At 72.0% G+C, this 18,182-nt stretch carries 15 protein-coding genes; 3 read left to right on the forward strand and 12 right to left on the reverse strand.

Annotation, left to right across the window (positions count from 1 at the left end; all coding sequences use genetic code 11):
- Positions 1-152: 152 nt before the first annotated feature.
- The 3 genes from NMN56_RS34605 to NMN56_RS34615 form a co-directional block, all read right to left on the reverse strand.
- The gene (locus tag NMN56_RS34605; protein WP_274041549.1) at positions 153-1,178 is read right to left on the reverse strand and encodes a LacI family DNA-binding transcriptional regulator; all 1,026 of its coding nucleotides are present in this window, start codon (positions 1,176-1,178) and stop codon (positions 153-155) included.
- A gap of 77 nt (positions 1,179-1,255) precedes the next feature.
- Positions 1,256-2,833, reverse strand: coding sequence for a family 20 glycosylhydrolase (locus NMN56_RS34610; protein WP_274041328.1), 1,578 nt, complete (start codon positions 2,831-2,833; stop codon positions 1,256-1,258).
- On the reverse strand, positions 2,830-5,799 hold the full coding sequence (locus NMN56_RS34615; RefSeq protein ID WP_280842699.1) for a family 20 glycosylhydrolase: 2,970 nt from the start codon (positions 5,797-5,799) through the stop codon (positions 2,830-2,832). The genes NMN56_RS34610 and NMN56_RS34615 overlap by 4 nt, the downstream gene beginning before the upstream one ends.
- 284 nt (positions 5,800-6,083) lie before the next feature.
- On the opposite strand from NMN56_RS34615, the gene NMN56_RS34620 reads away from it, so the two are divergent.
- Positions 6,084-6,515, forward strand: coding sequence for a cupin domain-containing protein (locus tag NMN56_RS34620; protein ID WP_274041326.1), 432 nt, complete (start codon positions 6,084-6,086; stop codon positions 6,513-6,515).
- A gap of 165 nt (positions 6,516-6,680) precedes the next feature.
- Here the strand turns inward: NMN56_RS34620 and NMN56_RS34625 are convergent, their stop codons facing one another.
- The 6 genes from NMN56_RS34625 to NMN56_RS34650 all read right to left on the reverse strand — a co-directional run bounded on the left by NMN56_RS34625 (position 6,681) and on the right by NMN56_RS34650 (position 11,699).
- Positions 6,681-7,007 carry a ferredoxin gene (locus tag NMN56_RS34625; protein WP_430542788.1) on the reverse strand — a complete coding sequence of 109 codons (327 nt, stop codon included), beginning with the start codon at positions 7,005-7,007 and terminating at the stop codon, positions 6,681-6,683.
- Positions 7,004-8,263: a cytochrome P450 gene (locus tag NMN56_RS34630; protein WP_274041547.1), complete on the reverse strand. Its 1,260-nt coding sequence runs from the start codon at positions 8,261-8,263 to the stop codon at positions 7,004-7,006. Before NMN56_RS34630 ends, NMN56_RS34625 begins: the two co-directional genes overlap by 4 nt.
- Before the next feature lie 48 nt (positions 8,264-8,311).
- On the reverse strand, positions 8,312-9,103 hold the full coding sequence (locus tag NMN56_RS34635) for an ABC transporter permease (RefSeq protein ID WP_274041325.1): 792 nt from the start codon (positions 9,101-9,103) through the stop codon (positions 8,312-8,314).
- Complete coding sequence (locus tag NMN56_RS34640; RefSeq protein WP_274041324.1) at positions 9,100-10,098, reverse strand: ATP-binding cassette domain-containing protein; 999 nt, start codon at positions 10,096-10,098, stop codon at positions 9,100-9,102. Before NMN56_RS34640 ends, NMN56_RS34635 begins: the two co-directional genes overlap by 4 nt.
- A 55-nt stretch (positions 10,099-10,153) precedes the next feature.
- Positions 10,154-11,044, reverse strand: coding sequence for a DUF4097 family beta strand repeat-containing protein (locus NMN56_RS34645; RefSeq protein ID WP_274041323.1), 891 nt, complete (start codon positions 11,042-11,044; stop codon positions 10,154-10,156).
- A 124-nt stretch (positions 11,045-11,168) separates the two neighbouring features.
- A complete protein-coding gene (locus tag NMN56_RS34650; RefSeq protein ID WP_274041322.1) occupies positions 11,169-11,699 on the reverse strand; it encodes a toxin-antitoxin system HicB family antitoxin in 531 nt (176 codons plus the stop codon).
- A gap of 531 nt (positions 11,700-12,230) precedes the next feature.
- Between NMN56_RS34650 and NMN56_RS34655 the strand changes: the two genes are divergently transcribed.
- Positions 12,231-13,349, forward strand: coding sequence for an FAD-dependent oxidoreductase (locus tag NMN56_RS34655; protein WP_274041321.1), 1,119 nt, complete (start codon positions 12,231-12,233; stop codon positions 13,347-13,349).
- A gap of 70 nt (positions 13,350-13,419) precedes the next feature.
- On the opposite strand, the gene NMN56_RS34660 is transcribed toward NMN56_RS34655, so the two are convergent.
- Together NMN56_RS34660 and NMN56_RS34665 are read right to left on the reverse strand one after the other, a co-directional pair.
- Positions 13,420-14,283: an SCO6745 family protein gene (locus NMN56_RS34660; protein ID WP_274041320.1), complete on the reverse strand. Its 864-nt coding sequence runs from the start codon at positions 14,281-14,283 to the stop codon at positions 13,420-13,422.
- Between the two features lie 124 nt (positions 14,284-14,407).
- Complete coding sequence (locus NMN56_RS34665) at positions 14,408-15,112, reverse strand: GntR family transcriptional regulator (RefSeq protein ID WP_274041319.1); 705 nt, start codon at positions 15,110-15,112, stop codon at positions 14,408-14,410.
- Between the two features lie 278 nt (positions 15,113-15,390).
- On the opposite strand from NMN56_RS34665, the gene NMN56_RS34670 reads away from it, so the two are divergent.
- Positions 15,391-15,924: a YbhB/YbcL family Raf kinase inhibitor-like protein gene (locus NMN56_RS34670; protein ID WP_274041318.1), complete on the forward strand. Its 534-nt coding sequence runs from the start codon at positions 15,391-15,393 to the stop codon at positions 15,922-15,924.
- A 63-nt stretch (positions 15,925-15,987) separates the two neighbouring features.
- Here the strand turns inward: NMN56_RS34670 and NMN56_RS34675 are convergent, their stop codons facing one another.
- Positions 15,988-18,072, reverse strand: a complete 2,085-nt coding sequence (locus NMN56_RS34675; RefSeq protein ID WP_280842698.1) for an aminotransferase class I/II-fold pyridoxal phosphate-dependent enzyme — start codon at positions 18,070-18,072, stop codon at positions 15,988-15,990.
- Positions 18,073-18,182: the final 110 nt, after the last annotated feature.

Below are 18,182 nucleotides of genomic sequence, written 5' to 3' on the forward strand. Positions count from 1 at the left end.
GTACGGCTGACCGCGGTACGCGAGCACGCCCGCCGCACCGCTCAAGTCCCGCAACGGAAGCGCCCGTTGAGCAGTCGCGGCGTCTCTGGGCAGCCGCGGCGCCGCTCGGCGGGCACGGTGCGGCCCGTCGAGCCGGCGCGGCGCAAGCCGGTTCAGCCGCCCGGGGGAGGGGCCGTGCTCTCCCTCGGGATCAGCCGGGGCAGCGGGACCGTCACGCGCCGTCCGGGGCCGCCCGTGAGGACGGCGAGGAGCGCTTCGGCCGCATGCCGGCCGAACTCCTCGGTGTCCCGCGAGAGCGAGGTCAGCTGGGGGTGCAGGGTGCGGCAGAGCACCGAGTCCTCCCAGGAGACGATGGAGATGTCGCGCGGCACGGCCAGCCCCCGTTCAGCTGCCACGCTCACGGCCGCCACGGCCATCACCTCGTTGTCGCAGATCAGCGCCGTGGGCGGGGTCGTCTGGGCCAGCAGTCCGCGAGCCGCCTCAGCGCCCTGGGCATCGGTGTAGTCGGTGGTCACCGAGCGCGCGTCGGCCAGCTCGGCCCTGGCCGCCTCGGCGCGCAGCGCCTCGATCCTGCGCTCGGTGTGCGCGAACCCGCCGATGCCCCCGATGTGCGCGACACGGCGGTGGCCGAGCCCGTACAGATGGCGCACGATCGTCACCATCGCAGCCGTGTCGTCCGCCCACACGTTGGACAGCCTCGGTCCCGTCGGCGGTGCCTGACCCCCCGTCTCCATGCCGCCGACGACCACGGCAGGCAGCCCGAGCGAGGCCAGCAGCGCCGGGCGCGGGTCCTCGGTGCGCGGGTCGACGACGACGACGCCGTCCACCCGGCCCTCGGCCCACCACCTGCGGTACAGCTCGCACTCGCTGTCCAGGTCGTCGACCATCTGGAACAGCAGCGCGTGATCGCGCGGCGCCAGCGCACGCTGGATACCGGACATGAGCTGAAGGAAGAACGACTCCACCCCGAGGCTCCCCGCAGGCCGGGCCAGCACCATGCCCAGCACCCCCGCGCTCTCACCCGACAGCGCACGCGCGGCCGAGTGGGGCCGCCAGCCGAGCCGTTCGGCCACCCGCTCGATACGGGCGCGGGTTCCGGGCGAGACCCCGGCGCGGTTGTTCAGCGCGAAGGACACCGCGCTCGCCGAGACGCCGGCCTCGCGGGCGATGTCCTTCATGGTGGGCCGCTTGGGCGGCACTTCCTCCACCGCGCTCTCCTTCGTCCTCAATGGCTGACCTGGTGACCGGTGGCGGCTCAGCGCGCCGCGTCCAGCACGGCGTATCTCCTCTCGAAAGCCTCGTGGTCGCGTGCGGAGTCCGAAGGGCACCACATGCGCTCGGCGAAGGCACGCTTCCACGGCGCGGTGTCCTGAGCGATCTCGTCCTCCGTTGCCGGCCCCGGCGCGTCGCACCACACCGACATGTGCGCGCCCAGCAGCGTGCCGCCGCCCTGTACGCCGGGCTCGTCCGCGAGCAGTTCGGCGTCCTCGCCCGGCGCGTCCATCACGGTGCGCGGCGTCCAGTCCTCGTAGATCCCGGGCGCCGACTTCTTGCCGCGCGAGCCGGGGCCCGCCATGTGCGGAGCTTCCCCGGCGTGCACGTAGTACAGGTGGTCGCCGTGGCCGTTGACCACGTCGTACCCGGCGCGTAGGTAGTCGGCGGCCGACGGCTGCGCGTGGCTCCAGCGGATCCAGGTGTCCACCTGTACGTCCTGGTGGAGGCGTACGGCGCCGGACGGCACGATCTCGTCGTTCCACACGCGGGCCCGCTTGCCGTGTGCGCGCAGGACACCGGCCAGTTCGTTGAGGTAGGCGGCGTACCCGTCGTGCAGCGTCGCCTCCTCCGTCCCCGCGTGCTCCCGCGCGTACCGCGCCAGTTGCGGCGCCAGCTCGGGCGTGATGCGGTGCTCCGGCTCCCAGAAGTTGCCGAAGTACGCGTCACCGCCCAGGTGGAACAGGTCGCCCGGCATCAGCTCCGCGTACTCGTGCAGCAGGTCGCGTACCAGCGCGCGTGCCTCCGGCAGCGAGTAGTCCAGGTTCTCGCCGCGCACCGTGCCGTCGGCGAGCCGCAGCCGCAGCTCGGGGTGTGCTTCCAGGACCGAGCGCAGATGGCCCGGCGTGTCGAACTCCGGTACGAGCGCGATGTGATGCCGCGCCGCCAGCCCGGCCAGGCCCCGCAACTCCGCCTTGGTGAGCGCCTGAGGGGACACGATCTCCGGATGCGTACCGCTCTCCACCCGGAAGGCGAGCGAATCCGACAGATGCAGGTGCAGCTCGTTCAGCTTCAGCGCCGACAGCTCGCGGATGAGCCCCTCCAGCCACCGCACGCTGAACGCCCTGCGCCCCGCGTCCACCGTCAGCCCTCGTACGGGGTAGGCGGGCCAGTCCGTGACCTCCCACGCGACGCGCGGCTGGGCCGGGCGCAGCGACTGGAGCAGGGTACGGCCCGCCTGGTGCACGCCGCGTTCGGTGTGCGCGGTGAGGACGGCAGGCGCCGCGAGCGTCAGGTGGTACGCCTCCTGCTCGCCGCCCGGCGCTCCGGAAACGGTGTCCAGGCGCAGCACCAGGTCCTCGGGGCCCGCCTCCGACTCCCCGGCGTACGGCGCGACCTCGGGCAGTCCGGGGGTGTACCCCTGGCGTGCCAGGTCCTCGGCGAGTACCCGGGCCGTCGGCGCCAGCCGGTCGTGGTGCCGCTCCTGCACCAGCACCCGGGTGCTGGCGCCCGGCCGCCAGGCGGGCGCGTCGGCCGCCGTGACGCGGCGCGGTTGCGGGACGAAGGCGCAGGCACGGCCCTCGGGCGCGGGCGAGACGGTGTCGGGGTATGGCTCGCTCACGTTGCCTCCTGGGGAACGGGGACGTACACAGTGCGGGGGGCTTGGGCCGGGGCTCGCAGGCGGGCTTCGAGGAGCTGCCCTGCCGTGCGGGCGAGTACAGCGGGCGGCGGCGTGAGGGACCGTACGGCCAATGTGCCCGCGAAGGGGATCAGTTGGGACGGCGCCACGTCGTGCACCAGCAGCGTACGGGGGGCGCCGGGCGCGGCGGCGGCGAGGGGCAGCGCATGCGTGGCGAGGGGCCCGTCGGCGAGCACGAGCGCGTCCACCGGTGTGTCACCCAGCAGCGCCAGCGCCATGGGTACGCTCTCACCCGGCGGCGCCGCCTCACACAGCACGGGCCCCACCGCGACCCCCGTCGCCTCCGCCGCCTCGTGAAAGGCGCGCAGCCGTTCGCGGCCCGTGAACTCCTCGCCGGGGCGGCCGAGATAGCCGGCCGTCGTGCCCCGGGGAAGCCTGGCCAGCGCCGCGCGCAGGGCCACCGCCTCGTCACCGAACACGGTGTCGGCGACCGTTCCAGCGCCGTCCCCCGGCAGCGGGCGGCCGAGGGTCACCACCGCCAGGTCGTGCCCCGGTCCAGGTCCTGGTCCCGGCCCCGGTCCTGGTCCCGCGCCCGCCCCCGAGCGCCTGGACGGCACGAGCAGCAGACCGTCGACGCCCCGGGCCACGAGCGCGGCCAGCGCCTCGCGTTCGGCCGCCGGATCGTCGTCCGTCGCGCTGAGCAGCAGCGCGCGCCGCACCGAGCGGGCCCACCGCTCGGCCGCCTCGGCGATTCCGGCGAGATACGGGTCGGCGAGCGAGGGCAGCACGAGCGCGACGGTGCCCGACCTTCCGCCCCGCCGCAGCACCCGCCCGCTCTCGTTGAGCCGGTAACCCAGCCGCCGTACGGCCTCGCGCACACGGCGGGCCATCTCCTTGTTCACCTGCTCGCCGTTGACGACGCGCGAGACCGTCTTGAGCGAGACACCGGCGGAAGCGGCGACATCCTTCATCGTCGGCCGCCACCCCTGCGCCCGGCTCCCGGCAACGGAATGCTCAGCCGCCGACTCCTCGACACCGGCCGACCCCCCGACACAGGCTGCGCCCTCGGCCCCGGCGGAACGCTGAGCACGTGCGGAGCCCTCGTCCCTCGCGAAGCCGCCCGCCTCCACAGACTCCTGTGCGGCCACAGGCTCCTGTGCGGTCACCGCCTCTTGTGCGGTCGTTGCCTCCCGTGCGGTCGCCCCCTCCCGTGTGGTCACGGATTCCTCGGCGCCCGCCCGGTCCGGGGTCGGCGGCTCCCGTTCCTCCTCCGCGCGGGCCGTCGCCGGTCGGGCGCGGGGGCCGGTGCCGCCGCGTTGCCAGGGGCTCGGGCCGGTCGGGCTGCGGTGGTTGACGCCGCATCTGTCGAGCAGGGAGGCGTACGCGGCTGCACGTGCCATGAACGGGTGTGCCGCGCGGGTCGCCGGCGGTGTCCAGCCCGCCTCGGCGAGGGCGCCCAGGCGGGGGAAGGCCATGTACTCGACGGCCTCCGGTGTCGGCAGGTACTCCGACCAGAGCTGCCCCTGAACGCCCAGCACACGCCCCGCACCCGGCGCCTCCAGGGTGCCTTCCGGGATACCGGCGGTGTGCGGTTCGAAGGCGGCGACCTTCTCCAGCGGCAGGTGGCCGCCCTGGGCCAGGGGCTCGCCCGGGTCCTCCGACTGATAGTGGTCGAGGTAGGTGAAGCCGGTGGGGCACTGCACGATGTCGTGCCCGGCGGCGAGCGCGGCGCCGGCCACACCCGGCGTGATCCAGTCCCGCCAGGCCAGCACGAGCGCGTCAGGGGGCGCGTCACCGGAGGCCACCATCTCGTCCCACCCGGCGACCCGCCGTCCCGCGGCCCGCGCATGCGCGGCGAGGTGGCCATGGAACCAGCCCTGGATGCCCTCGACGGAGGCCAGGCCCAGTTCACGCGCCCGCGCCCGTACGGCGGGGCTGGAGCGCCACTCGGTGCGCGGGCACTCGTCGCCGCCCAGGTGCACCACGGGCCCGTCGAACACGTCGAAGACCGCGTCCAGCACGTCCCGCGCGAAGTCCAGCGCCCGTTCGGTGGGCGCCAGCACATGGTCCGAGACACCCCAGCCGCCCGCCACCTTGTGCGGCCCTGTCACGCCCAGTTCGGGGTAGGCGGCGAGGGCCGCCCGCACATGTCCCGGCATGTCCACCTCGGGTACGAGGGTCAGATGCCGTGCCGCCGCGTACGCGGAGATCTCCGCCAGGTCGGCGCGCGTGTAATGGCCGCCGTGCGGTGTGGGGTCGTACCCCGACGGCTGGGTCGCATGTCCGGTCAGGGTGCCCTCGCGCCAGCCACCGACCTCGGTGAGCAGCGGCAGACCCGGCACCTCCAGCCGCCAGCCCTGGTCGTCGGTCAGATGCAGATGGACGGTGTTGAGGCGGTGCAGGGCGGCCAGATCCAGCATGCGCAGCACGGCACGCTTGGGCAGGAAGTGCCGCGCCACATCCAGCATCACCCCCCGCCACGGGAAGCGCGGCGCGTCCTCCACGAGGCAGCACGGCAGCTCGTGCCCGTACGCCAGCAGCAGCTGGCGCAGCGTCTGGACGCCGCGCGCCAGCCCTTGCCCCGTACTCGCGCGCAGTTCCACGCCACCGGGCGCGATCTCCAGCCGGTACGCCTCGGAGCGGGTGTCCCCGGTGGCACCCACGCCGTCGATGTCCCGCAACAAAAGACGTACATACGGCAGTTCCCGGTCACCGTCCGGACCTACCAGCACCCGGCTCTCATCGAGCGCGGCGCGCAGCAGCGCGCCTTCCCGTGCCGTGTCCCGGCCGTACTCGACGCGTACGCCGGCCGTTACGCCGCCCGCCGTGCCGCCCGTCGCGCCTGCGATTACGCCGCCCAAGCCGTCCAGGCGCAGCGAACCGGGGCATACCCGCACAGAGGCGGGATACGGGACGAGAGGCAGCGACCCTTCAGGTGCGGCGGTCACAGGCTCTTACCTCCACACGCTCCACAGGTCCACGGGCCGGACAGTGGGACAACGTTATCGGCGATTCTCCGAACTGGCCGATATGGCCCCCGAATCTGCCCGGGACAACGTTGTCCGACAGGTGCCTGATATTCCCCAAGTCCCGCCCCCCGCCGCCGGGTTGGCCACCGATGCGCCGGAACGGGCCGTTATAACCTGCCGTGACAACCTGAGCGAACGAGCTGGCTCCCCGCCCCGCGGACCGGGTGCCACCGCAGCACACCAACACCGAAAGGAACCGGTTCATGGGTAGTGATTCCTGCGCTGATCTCCCGCTGGTCGGGACCGTTGTCGCCGAAGACTTCGCCCGCTGGAGCCCCGAGCTGCGGAAGGAATTCGACAGCAACGCCCACAACGGCTGGATGGGCCAGTCCCTGGTGAAAGAGACCGATTCACTCCGTATATGGGAGACACACCTTCAGCCGGAAGAGCGCATTCCCGTCCACCGCCATGTGCTGGACTACTTCTGGATAGCCCTCACAAGCGGCAGGGCCCGGCAGCACTCCGGTGACGGCACCACGCGCGAAATCACCTACGTCGGCGGCCAGACCTGGCATTTCCGTTTCACAAGCGGCCGTTACCACCTTCACGACCTGAAGAACATCGGCGACGACGTACTGTCGTTCCTGACCGTGGAGACCAAGGGCGGAACGAACGCCCCTCTACGGCTCCCCTGAGCCTGCTGCGTATCCGATCGGGCCCGAAACCGGCCTCGGACCGCGCCGCCCACTCCGACTCCGCCAACCACCCTTGGCGTGGTGGGCGGAGCCCGCACACACGAGAGCCCCTCACCGTGCGCCATGCGCGGTGCGGGGTTCCCGGTCCGGGCAGTGTCACGGTCGCTACGAGCCCGAGGAGTCAGGGGAGTCCGGGGAGCCCGGGGAGTCAGGGGAGTCCCTGGAGCCCGTAGTGCCCGTGGGGTCCGGGGAGTTGAGGGCGATGGCTCCGGCGGGGCAGAGGCCGACGGCCATCCGGGCCGCGGCCCGGTGCTCAGGGGCCGGCACGGGGTTCAGCAGCACCACCAGCCCTTCCTCGTCGTCCTGGTCGAAGAGAGCGGGAGCCGTCAGGGCACACATGCCGGCGCCGGCGCAGCGGTCACGGTCGGCGCTGAGGCGCAGCGGCTCCCTGGGGTGTTCCCCGCTCGAAGCGCTCGGGGCAGGCGCGCTCATGGCTGCTTCTCCTCCTTGTCCCAGGTGACGGGCAGGCCGACCACCCCGTAGATGTTGGAACGGTCGCGCAGCGGCACCTCCTCGGGCGGCACCGCGAGGCGCAGGGTGGGGAAGCGGGCGAAGAGGGCGGGGAACGCGACGGTCATCTCGACGCGGGCGAGCTGCTGGCCCAGGCACTGGTGGACGCCGTGGCCGAAGGCCAGATGTCCGGTGGCCCTGCGGTGGATGTCGAGCCGGTCGGGGTCGGGGAACTTCCGCGGGTCGCGGTTGGTGGCCTGCACGGAAACGGTCACCGTCTCGCCCGCCTTGATCAGTTGCCCCTCCACCTCCACGTCCTTGAGCGCCGAGCGTGTCAGCGGGTCGGCCACGCTGAGGTAGCGCAGCAGCTCCTCCACGGTCCGCTCGGCCAGTGCGGGATCGGCGCGCAGGGCCGCAAGCTGGTCGGGGTTGCTCAGCAGGGCGAAGGTGCCGAGCGCGAGCATGTTCGCTGTGGTGTCGAGCCCGGCGGCGAGCAGCAGCAGGCCGATTCCGCCCAGCTCCTCGTCGGTGAGGTCGGAGGTGGTCAGATCGCTGAGCAGGTCGTCGGTCGGCTCGGCACGCTTGGTGAGGACCAGCTCGTTCAGGTACTGGAGCAGCGCGGCGTAGGCCCCACCCTTCGCCTCCATGTCCGCCGTCTGGTCGAAGATGATCGCCACATGGCTCTGGAAGCGCTCCCTGTCGGCGTACGGCACCCCGAGCAGCTCGCAGATCATGAGCGCGGGCACGGGCTGCGCGAACGCCTGCACCAGGTCGGCCGTGGGCCCGGCCTGTTCCATGGCGTCCAGACACTCGGTGGTGAACTGCTCGACGCGCTCGGCGAGTTGACGCATGCGGCGGACGGTGAACTTACCTGTGAGCAGGCGCCGGTAACGGGTGTGCTCCGGGGCATCCAGGCCGGTCATGTCGCCGACCTGCGCCGGCGGTAGCTCCTCCGGTATGTCCCCCATCGGGAATGGCAGGTGCAGGAGTTCGTAGCGTGAGCTGAAGCGCGGGTCGGCCAGTACCGAGCGGCCCGCGGCATGGCCGGTGACCAGCCAGCCCACGTGTCCGTCGGCGTAGCGCATACGGCGCAGCGGCTTGTCGCTCAGCGCGGCGAGTTCGGCGGGCGGGTCGAAGGGGCAGCCTGTGCGCCGGTCGGTCGGCAGCGTGGGAGGCTCTTCGGCGCTGACGCTGCTGGGAACGGCGCTGGTGCCGGCTGCCGTCGGGTCGTACGCCATGGGGTCCATGGGATCCTCCTGCGGGCGTTGGGTGTTGGGTGTTGGCGCTTACTTGGGGTCCCGGTTGAACACTGCCGTCGACCAGCGGTAGCCGAGCACGCTCAGTGCGAGGCACCAGGCGAGGGCGATCCAGCCGTTGTTGCCGATCTCGGTGCCGAGCAGCAGTCCGCGCAGGGTCTCGATGGCCGGGGTGAAGGGCTGGTACTCGGCGATGGGCTGGAACCAGCCGGGCATGGTTTCGGCGGGGATGAAGGCGCTGGAGATGAGGGGAAGCAGGATCAGCGGCGTCGCGTTGTTGCTGGCGGCCTCGGCGTTGGGGCTGATCAGTCCCATGCCGACGGCGATCCAGGTGAGTGCGAGGGCGAACAGCGCGAGCAGTCCGAACGCCGCGATCCACTCCAGCGCCGTGGCGTCGGTGGAGCGGAAGCCGATGGCCACGCCGACGGCGCCGACGAGAACCACGCTCATGACGGATTGCAGCACACTGCCGAGTACGTGCCCGATGATCACGGAGCCGCGGTGGATCGCCATCGTGCGGAAGCGGGCGATGACCCCCTCGGTCATGTCGTTGGAAACGGAGACAGCGGTGCCGACGACGGTGCTGGCGATGGTCATCATCAGGATGCCGGGGACGATGTAGGCGATGTAGTCGGAGCGGTCGGCGCTCCCGCCGCCGATGCCCGCGCTCATCACGTCGCCGAAGATGTAGACGAAGAGCAGCAGCAGGATGACGGGTGTGAGCAGCAGGTTCAGGGTGAGGGAGGGGTAGCGCCGGGCGTGCAGGAGGTTGCGGCGCAGCATCGTGTTCGAGTCGCGGACGGTGAGGGAGAGTGCGCTCATCGGACGTTCTCCTCGGGCTGGTTGGGGAGGTTGGTGCTGCCGCTGGTGAGGGCGAAGAAGACGTCGTCGAGGTCGGGTGTGTGCACGGTCAGCTCGTCGGCTTCGATGCCGGTCGAGTCGAGCCAGTCGAGGATGGCGCGCAGTTCGCGCTGGCTGCCGTCGCTGGGGATGGAGAGCGACAGTGCTTCGTCGTCCCGGGTGACCTCGCGTAGTACGTCGGCGGCGGTCCGGTATGTGGCCGGGTCGGAGAACCGCAGCCGCACGTGTCCGCCGGGGATGAGTCGCTTGAGCTCGTCGGCGGTGCCCTCTGCGGCGATCTTCCCGTCGTCGAGGACGGCGATGTGGTGGGCGAGTTCGTCGGCTTCTTCCAGGTATTGGGTGGTGAGGAAGACGGTGACGCCGTCGGAGACGAGTTCGCGGATGATGCCCCACATGTTGTGGCGGGAGCGGGGGTCGAGTCCGGTGGTGGGTTCGTCGAGGAAGATGATCCGCGGGTTGCCGACCAGGGTCATGGCGAGGTCGAGGCGGCGTTTCATGCCGCCGGAGTAGCTCTGGGCGGGCTTCCTGGCGGCGTCCACCAGGTCGAAGCGTTCCAGGAGTTGGGCCGCGACCCGGCGCCCCTCACTTTTCGAGAGGTGGTGCAGGTCGGCCATCAGGAGCATGTTCTCCTCGCCGGTGATGAGTCCGTCGACGGCGGAGAACTGTCCGGTGACGCCGATCGCGGCGCGTACCGCCTGCGGATCGACGGCCACGTCATGCCCACCCACCCGCAGCTCACCACCGTCGGCAGAGATGAGGGTGGAGAGGATCTTCACGGCGGTGGTCTTACCGGCGCCGTTCGGGCCGAGCAGGGAGAAGATGGTGCCGGCCGGCACCGACACGTCGATGCCATCGAGCACGAGCTTGTCGCCGTAGGACTTGCGCAGCCCGGTTGCGGTGATCGCCGGTGCCGCCGTTTTGCCGGCTGTCGGTGCGGATAGCTGAGTCGCGGTCATGCCGCTTTCCTTCCGTGGACGGGCAGTTGGGACAGCTGGGGGAGCACGCGGCGGGTCAGGCGCGGCGGATGATGATGTCGCCGGTCGCGGTCCTGGCGTGCACCTCGACGGTCTCGTCGGAGCCGGTGGGGCCCGAGGCGGAGCCGAGCGAGTTGCGTACCGTGCCGTACTTGGGGTGCAGGTCGAGCCAGGCGGCGGTGCCCTCGCGGATGCCCACTTCGAGGTTGCCGACAGAGGTACGCAGGTCGACACGGCCGCGGGCGACGTCGCCGACGCGGATGCCGCCGGTGGAGGACATCGCGTCGACCCCGGCGTGTGCGACACCGACCTCGATCCGGCCGTTGGCGCACTTGGCGCCGACGCTGCTGTGCGCGACGCCGACGGAGATGTCGCCGTTGGCCGCACTGGCCTCCAGGCTGCCGGTGGCCTCGCCGACCTCGGTCGCGCCGTTGCCGTTCTTGACGGTCGCCACACCGGCGACCGTGCCGACCTCGATCCGGCCCGAGCCGATGACTTCGATGTCCCCGCTCGACCGGGTCAGGCGGATGTCGCCGAGGCCGGTCCTGAGATTGGCGCTGTCCACCTCGTCCACCTGGATGTCGCCGAGCCCGGTCTTGAGCACGACCTCACCGAGACGGCCCTCGCAGGAGAAGCTGCCCATGCCCGAGGCGCCCCGGACGTCGGATCCGGCGGGCAGTTCGATGCTGACCTCGACGGCGCCGGGCTTGCCGAACGGGGACCGCTTCCTGGCCGTCCTGACGGTGAGGCGCCCGCCCGAGCAGGTGACCTGGGTCTGCTGCACGGCGCGTACGTCGTTGTCGTCGGAACCGTCGCGCGGCAGCACCTCCACGACCGTGTCGGTGCGCTTGCCCGCGGTGATGTGGGCGGTGCCGGCCTCCAACTCAAGGGTGGCGGTGACCGGTTCGGGGGTGTCGAAAGCAGGCATGGCTGTCCCGTCCTCGTGGCGTGGGTGAGCGGTCCCGCTGGTGAGGCGGGTGATGAGTGAGACGTCGGCCGGATCGGCGATCCGCCGGTGAAGTGGGGTGGGGTGGGGCCGGTGAGCGGCGGCCTTAGCGGACCCAGCCGGTGAAGCCCCGGCGCCCCGCGTCCTTGTCGCGGCCCGCAGGGCTGGCGCGCTGTCCGCCGTCGAGCGAGGTGGACACGGCACGTACCAGCCAGGCGTTGACCGACAGCCCCTCCGCCGCCGCCGCGTCCTCGGCGCGTGCCTTGAGGTGGGCGGGAAGGCGGAGGTTGATCCGGGTCATGGCGCCGTCGTCGGCCTCCGCGTGCGGCGGGGCCGGCGCTGCCGGGGCGGGTTCAGCGACCGGCTCCCGCGCCTCCTGGAACGGCTCGGGTACGGGCGGCGCCGTGACCACGAACTCCGGGTCGAGCCCGCGCAGCCGCACATCGACCGAACCCGGCGCCAGCTCCCGCGTGACCTCGCCCATGGCGGCGGACAGTGCGTTGAGCAGAGTCAGGCGGGCGGCGGACTCCAGGGGAGCGGTGAGCCGCTCGGCGAGGGCGCGGGCATCGTCGCCGCCGGCTTCCGCGGCGACGGCCAACTCTTGCCGGAGGTTGTCGACGTAGGGCGTGAGGTCCATGGCGCCATCATGGCACAACGATTGTGCCTTGGTGAGCCAGTTTGGCTCCTAACCTGGCAGCCACGGCCCTGAACTGGAGTTACTCCCCAAAATTGCTATGCCCTCGTACCGTTCCGAGGGTGCGGTGACTCCGTGTCGGCACCTCGGGTGATGCCAAGTGGTGCCAAAATGGCACCGGCCCTGCGCTACCGCGCTGCCGGGTGCGGGCGCCCTCGTGGGGCCTCGCCGAGCTGAGCCCGGAAGGGGGCCTCGCCGAGCTGAGCCCGGAAGCGGTCATGGGGTGACCTTGGAGACCTGATCCGCTCGAATCCCGGTCGACGTGCCGGCGTCCCCGCGGTCCGGGCGGCGCGTCCCGAACTGCCGCCCTCCGCCCTCGCTTCCGCCCCGTGTCGGCGCCGCCCTGATCCGTGAGGGCGGCGCCATCTTTTTGACAGCTCTGGAGCGTTGTTCCACTATCGAATAGAACGACATTCCAGAGGTGTCCCGCCGGTCTTCGCCCGGGTGGCTGCCTCATTCCGTGAAGGAGTCACCATGCGCACTCATGTCACGATCATCGGCGCCGGACTCGGCGGACTCACCCTCGCTCGCGTCCTGCACGTCCACGGCATCCCGGCCACCGTCTACGAGGCGGAGGCGTCACCGACGGCGCGGTCGCAGGGCGGGATGCTCGACATCCACGAGGAGAACGGCCAGTTGGCTCTGCGCGCGGCCGGGCTGATGGACGAGTTCAGCGGCCTGATCCTGGAGGGCCGCGAGGCAACCCGGATCCTCGCCTCGGACGGGACCGTTCTGTTCGACGACGACAGCACGCGTGGCCGCCCCGAGGTGCAGCGCGGCGAGCTGCGCCAGATCCTGCTCGACTCGCTACCGGCCGGGACCGTCAGGTGGGGCCACAAGGTCAGCGGCGTCCGCTCCCTCGGCGAGGGCCGCCACGAGGTGACCTTCGCCGAGGGCACCGCCGTGGAAACGGGCCTGCTGGTCGGCGCCGACGGCGCGTGGTCGCGGGTCAGGCCGCTGCTCTCCGAGGCCAGGCCCGAGTACATAGGTCGGTCGTTCGTCGAGACCTGGCTTTTCGACAGCGACGCCCGGCACCCGGCCGCGGCGAAAGCGGCCGGCGGCGGATCGATGTCGGCGCTCGCGCCGGGCAAGGGGATCCAGGTGCACCGCGAGAGCGGCGGCACGCTGCACACGTACGTGGCACTCGACAAACCCCAGGACTGGTTCGCCGCCATCGACTTCACCGACGCCGCCACCGCCACCGCACGGATCGCGCGGGAATTCGACGGCTGGGCACCCGAACTCACCGCACTGATCACCGCCGGCGACACCCCGCCGACCCTGCGCCTTCTCAACGCCCTGCCCCTTGACCACCGTTGGGACCGGGTACCGGGAGTGACGCTGCTCGGCGACGCCGCCCACCTCTCGGGCCCGAACGGCGAAGGTGCCAACCTCGCGATGTACGACGGCTCCGAACTCGGCACGGCCCTCGCCGCGCGCCCCGACGACATCGAGGGCGCACTCACCGTGTACGAACAGGCCATGTTCCGACGCGGCGTCGAGGCCGCAACCGACGGCGCCAAACTCCACGAGTTGATGTTCGGCGACAACTCCCCCGAGAGCCTGGTCGCCATGTTCACCGGCCACGCGTAACTGCCGCCAGGCGCGCGCCGTCGAGGGAGGCGTTCGGCGCCGGGCGGTCGCTGCCCCGGCCGCTGGTGCCTCAGCCCTTGCCGAAGTGCGCCGTGGGGAAGGCGCCTGCCGCCCTGAGGGCTTGGGTGAAGCCGCCGGCCAGTTCGGTGAGGCGTGTGGTGGCGGCCGGGCCGAGATGGTCGTAGGGGGCCGTGTCGAGGCGGTCGGTGAGCGCCTCCGCCTCGTCGCGCAGGGCCGTACCCGACTCCGTGAGGTCCCCCGCCTCGTCCAGCAGGCCGCGCTCGCGCAACTGGTCACGGGCGGCGGCCCACTGCTCGGCCGACCAGCCGCGGGTCCGCATGAACAGTGCCGATGTCGGTGCCTTCCCGGTGGCGTTGTGCAGGACCAGCGCCTCGATTCCGGAGAGGCCGGCGACCGTCAGCGCGGCGAGGTGACCGTCGCCCCGGTGCTCGCGCAGCAGCGTCGCCGCGTGCCACAGGGCCACGTGCGGTTCTTCGGGTATGGGGAGGCCGGCGTTGGCGGCGTACAGGGGCCTCGCCTCCCGGTCGCACGCCTCGGTGGCACGCAGCGCCAGCTCGGCGGCCTCGGCCATCTCTTTCGAGGTGAGGGCTTCCTCGCCGAGCAGCCGCCGCAGCGTTCTGTCCGCGCCACGCAACCGGGCCGTGAGCACCGCCTCCGGCGTGGCGACGGACCACGCGGCGGGGATGTACCGCTCCACATGTTCGTGGTTGAAGTTGTAGAACGTCGCCGTGACGGTGCCCGCGCCGACTGCCCCGAGCGGGGCCGCTCGGCCCGCGAGGTAGGCCATGGGTCCGCGCTCCAGCCCGATCGCCGCGAATTCGGCCTCCGGCTCCGGAGCGAAGTAGACGCAGGAGTGCAGGGGTTGGACGATGTTGTGGCGGTGGCGGCCGGTGCTCGCCTCGAAGGAAGTCATGCGGTAACTCCGGTATCGGTGGTCGGTCGGTGGGGTCCGTGGGGCTGGTCCAGCTGGTCCAGCTGGTGTGGCCGGTCAGGTCCTTCGGCGGGGTCGGCACGGCGGGTTGGGGCGGCGGGGCGCATCAGGCTCGCTCCGCGGGTTCGTCGTGGGAGTCGCCGGTCAGTACGGCCGCGGTCTGGGTGAGGTGCTGGGTCAGCACCTCGGCCGCGGTGTCGGCGTCGCGGGCCAGCGCCGCCTCCTCCAGCCGACGGTGCTCGCCGACGCCGTCCCGTTCGGGGTTGCGGTGCGCCGACCAGCGCCGGACCAGCTCGCTCGCGGTCCACATCCGGTCGAAGGTCTCCAGCAGGAGGGGGTTGCGGCACCCCTCCAGCAGGGTGCGGTGGAAGACCCGGTGGGCTTCGGCCCACGCGTCGCTGTAGTGCTCGCCCTCGCCTGGTACGTACGCCGGGGTACGGGCCAGGCGGTGGTGGGCGGCTCGTACGCGGGCCTCCCAGTCGACGTCGCCGCGTTCGACGGCCATGCGCAGCACGGCGGGTTCGACGGTCCGGCGGGCCTCCGCGATCTCCTGCCATCGGCTGTCGGAGACGGCCGGTACGGCGAAGCCGCGATTGGGCAGCCGGTCGGCGAGCCCCTCGCCGACCAGCCGCACGAGCGCCTCGCGCACGACGGCCAGGCTCACGCCGCGTTCCTTGGCGAGGTCCTGCGGTTTGAGCGCGTCACCGGGGGAGTGGTCGCCGCGCATGATCGCGTCCCGCAGGTAGGTGTGGACCTGCTCGGAGAGCATCCGCTTCGCCGAGGAGGTCGAGGTGTGGGTCGTCTGGGCCATGGGCGCCATAGTAGACGATTTCTCGGATAATCGATTCTTGGTGCTACTGTCGATCCATCGGTGAGCGCACGCCCGACAGCGGCGCCTCCGGCACAACGCCGCGTGTACTGCGTCGGCCCCTGCACGACCGGGCCCGCACACGACCGGCCCGGCACGACGGGGCCCGGACGACCGGGTCCGCACGACGGGGCCTGACCGGGCCCGCATGACCGGGTCGGCACGACCGGCCCGGCGCCAGTACCACCTACCCCGCAGCACGACCCGAAAGGAACGACGCGATGAGCGCCAACGACCCCTTCGCCCGCCTCCCCGAGGCGGCGGCCTTCACCGTCACCAGCACCACCGTCGCCGACGGCGCCATCTGGCCGGCCGAGCAGCACTCCTCCGGCATTCCCGGCGGGAAGGACGCCTCCCCGCAGCTGACCTGGAGCGGTGCGCCCGAAGGCACCAAGAGCTATGCCGTCACCGTCTACGATCCCGACGCGCCCACCGGATCCGGCTTCTGGCACTGGGCGGTCGCCGACATTCCGGCCACCGTCACCGAGCTGCCCGAGGGCGCGGGCGACGACACCGGGTCCGGCCTGCCCGAGGGCGCATTCCAACTGCCCAACGACGCCCGCATGGCGCGCTTCCTCGGCGCTGCCCCGCCGGCGGGGCACGGCCCGCACCGCTACTTCGTCGTGGTCCACGCCCTCGACGTCGAGTCCATCGGCGTCCCGGCCGAAGCCACCCCGGCCTTCCTCGGCTTCACCATGGCCGGCCACATCCTCGGCCGAGCGGTCCTGACCGCCACCGCCGAAACCCCCGCCTGACGAGCGAAGCGCGGGTGGGCCCCGACCGGTCGGGGCTCACCCGCGCCGCGGCAGCCCGCGAGGTCACCGCGCCCGTCCGGGTCCCGCCGGGCCGGGCGACCCTGGGCCGGTGCCGACGGAGGAGAGCGCTGCGAGCAGGGCGTTGTTCGCGCGCCGGGTGCCGATGGAGAGGCGGCAGGTGCCGGGAACGAGGCGGGCGGTGTCGGCCACGAGGATGCCCGCACCGCGCAGATGGTCCATGACGCGCTCGTGCTCGTGCAGCCGGACCAGCAGGAAGTTGGCCTCCGAGGGGAACACCCGCTCCACCGCCGGGTGTTGGGCCAGCGTGGCCGCCATGTGGTCACGCTCGGCACGGATGCGCCGTACGGCGGCGAGCACCGGACGTGAGTTGGTCAGCCGGTTCCGTACGGCGCGCTGTGAGGCGTTGGTGAACCCGAAGGGCACCTGCACCCTGCGCAGCGCCTCGATGATGCCGGGGTGTGCCAGGGCGACCCCGCAGCGCGCGCTCGCCAGCCCCCACGCCTTCGAGAGCGTCCTGAGGACGATGAGGTTGTCGTGCTCTCCGGTCAGCCCGGCGTACGAGGGCGTCTCGCTGAACTCGACGTACGCCTCGTCGATGACCACCAACCCCCGGCTGCGTTCCACCAGTTCGCGTACACGCGCCCTGTCGAGCCTGGTGCCGACGGGGTTGCCCGGATCGCACAGGAGCGTCACCCGCGCGTCGGCCGCGAGGATCCGCTCGGTGTCGAGCCCGCACAGGTCGTCGCCACGTAGCGGGGCCTCGACGACGGGCAGGCGCAGGACGTGGGCGAAGTGGGCGTACAGCTCGAAGGTGGGTGGCGTGACACAGACTCGTTCGCCGGGCGAGGTCAGTGCCATCAGGAGCGCCATGACGCCGTCGACGGCGCCGCTGGTGAACAGCAAGTGATCCGTACTCAGCGCACCGACACCCTCGTGGCCCGGCAGTTTCGCGAGGGTGCTCAGATACGTCCTGGCCAGTTCCGCCGTATCGAGTTCGGGATAGTGACTCGCGGTTCCCAGATACGGGTTGGTGTTGCTCGACAGGTCGACGAGGTCGAACCGTGGCCGGTGGCGGAAGCGGACCGGGCCCGGTGCCGGCACCGTGGCGACCGGCGGGGCCGCGAACCGCGACGGCGCGCGCTCCTCCGCCGCCCTCTCTCCTTGCCCTGCCCTTTCCCTTTCCCTTTCCCCGTCTCCTGGCGCTGCCCGGTCCCGCGCCGCCGCCGGGGCGGGCGCGCGCAGCCAGTGGTCGAGAGGCACGAACAGGTCGGCCCCGAGGCGGCGCATGCGGTCGGCGTCCCCCTCGCCGAGGTGTACCCAGTCCAGGCCGGAGCGGCGGGCGTGGAGGTACAGCCGGTACAGGGAGGCCACATAGAGGTTGCGCGGCGCGGCGGGATCGTCGTGCGCGACGGCCTGCGTGAGGTAGTACAGGCCCCGGCCGTTGTGCGAGACCGTCAGCAGCCCGGCCTGGACGACGGCGTTCTTTCTACGGCGCACGAAAATCTCCGTACGCTCGGCCAGCGCGCCGCGTGCCAGGGCATCGAGCGCTTCGGCGTTGTACAGGTTCTCCTGTCCTCGGTGGCGCTCGGCGCTGCGCTGGTGCAGTTCCACGAAGGCCCGGCGTGCCCAGGGCTTCCCGTCCAGCTCGCTCAGCGGTATCCGTTCCCAGGTGACGTCCTGGGAGACGGCGCGGTGGCGGCGGCGCAGATCACGGAGCTGTCCGGCACCGACGCGGTCACGCAGGAGCGCGTCCACCTCTCCGGACAGCCGGACGACACACTCATGGCCCGCGGCGACGGGTACGAAGCCGGCGGCGCGCAACGCGCCGGTGTCCTCGCCACGGCGCACACGGGGCACAAGGATCTGCGGTACGTCCAACGCACCCGCGCGGCGCACCAGTTCGTCGACGGCGTACGGACTGGGAGCGGGGCCCGTGGGGCCGTACGGGGCTCCGGCGGCCACGAGCGTAGGGCGCTTGAGCGCGGCGGGATCCAGGGCGGAGGGACCCGGGGCCCCGAACGTGTCGGCTTCCGGAAGCAGTTGGGCCACGGAGCACACCGGCTCGGCGGAACCCAGGGCAGCGCACAGCACGCGCTCCAGTTCATCGACATCAGCTGACCTGCGCATATCAGCCTCGCTCACAGACGAACGCGGGCATCCGGCCGCCGGCTTCGCGCGGCGGCCTGCCACCGCCGTCCTCGGCAAGAGCACAGTGGGGGTACACAAGCACGTTCTCC

Source organism: Streptomyces iconiensis, from assembly GCF_028657195.3.
In the GTDB taxonomy this organism is placed as follows: Bacteria; Actinomycetota; Actinomycetes; order Streptomycetales; family Streptomycetaceae; genus Streptomyces; species Streptomyces iconiensis.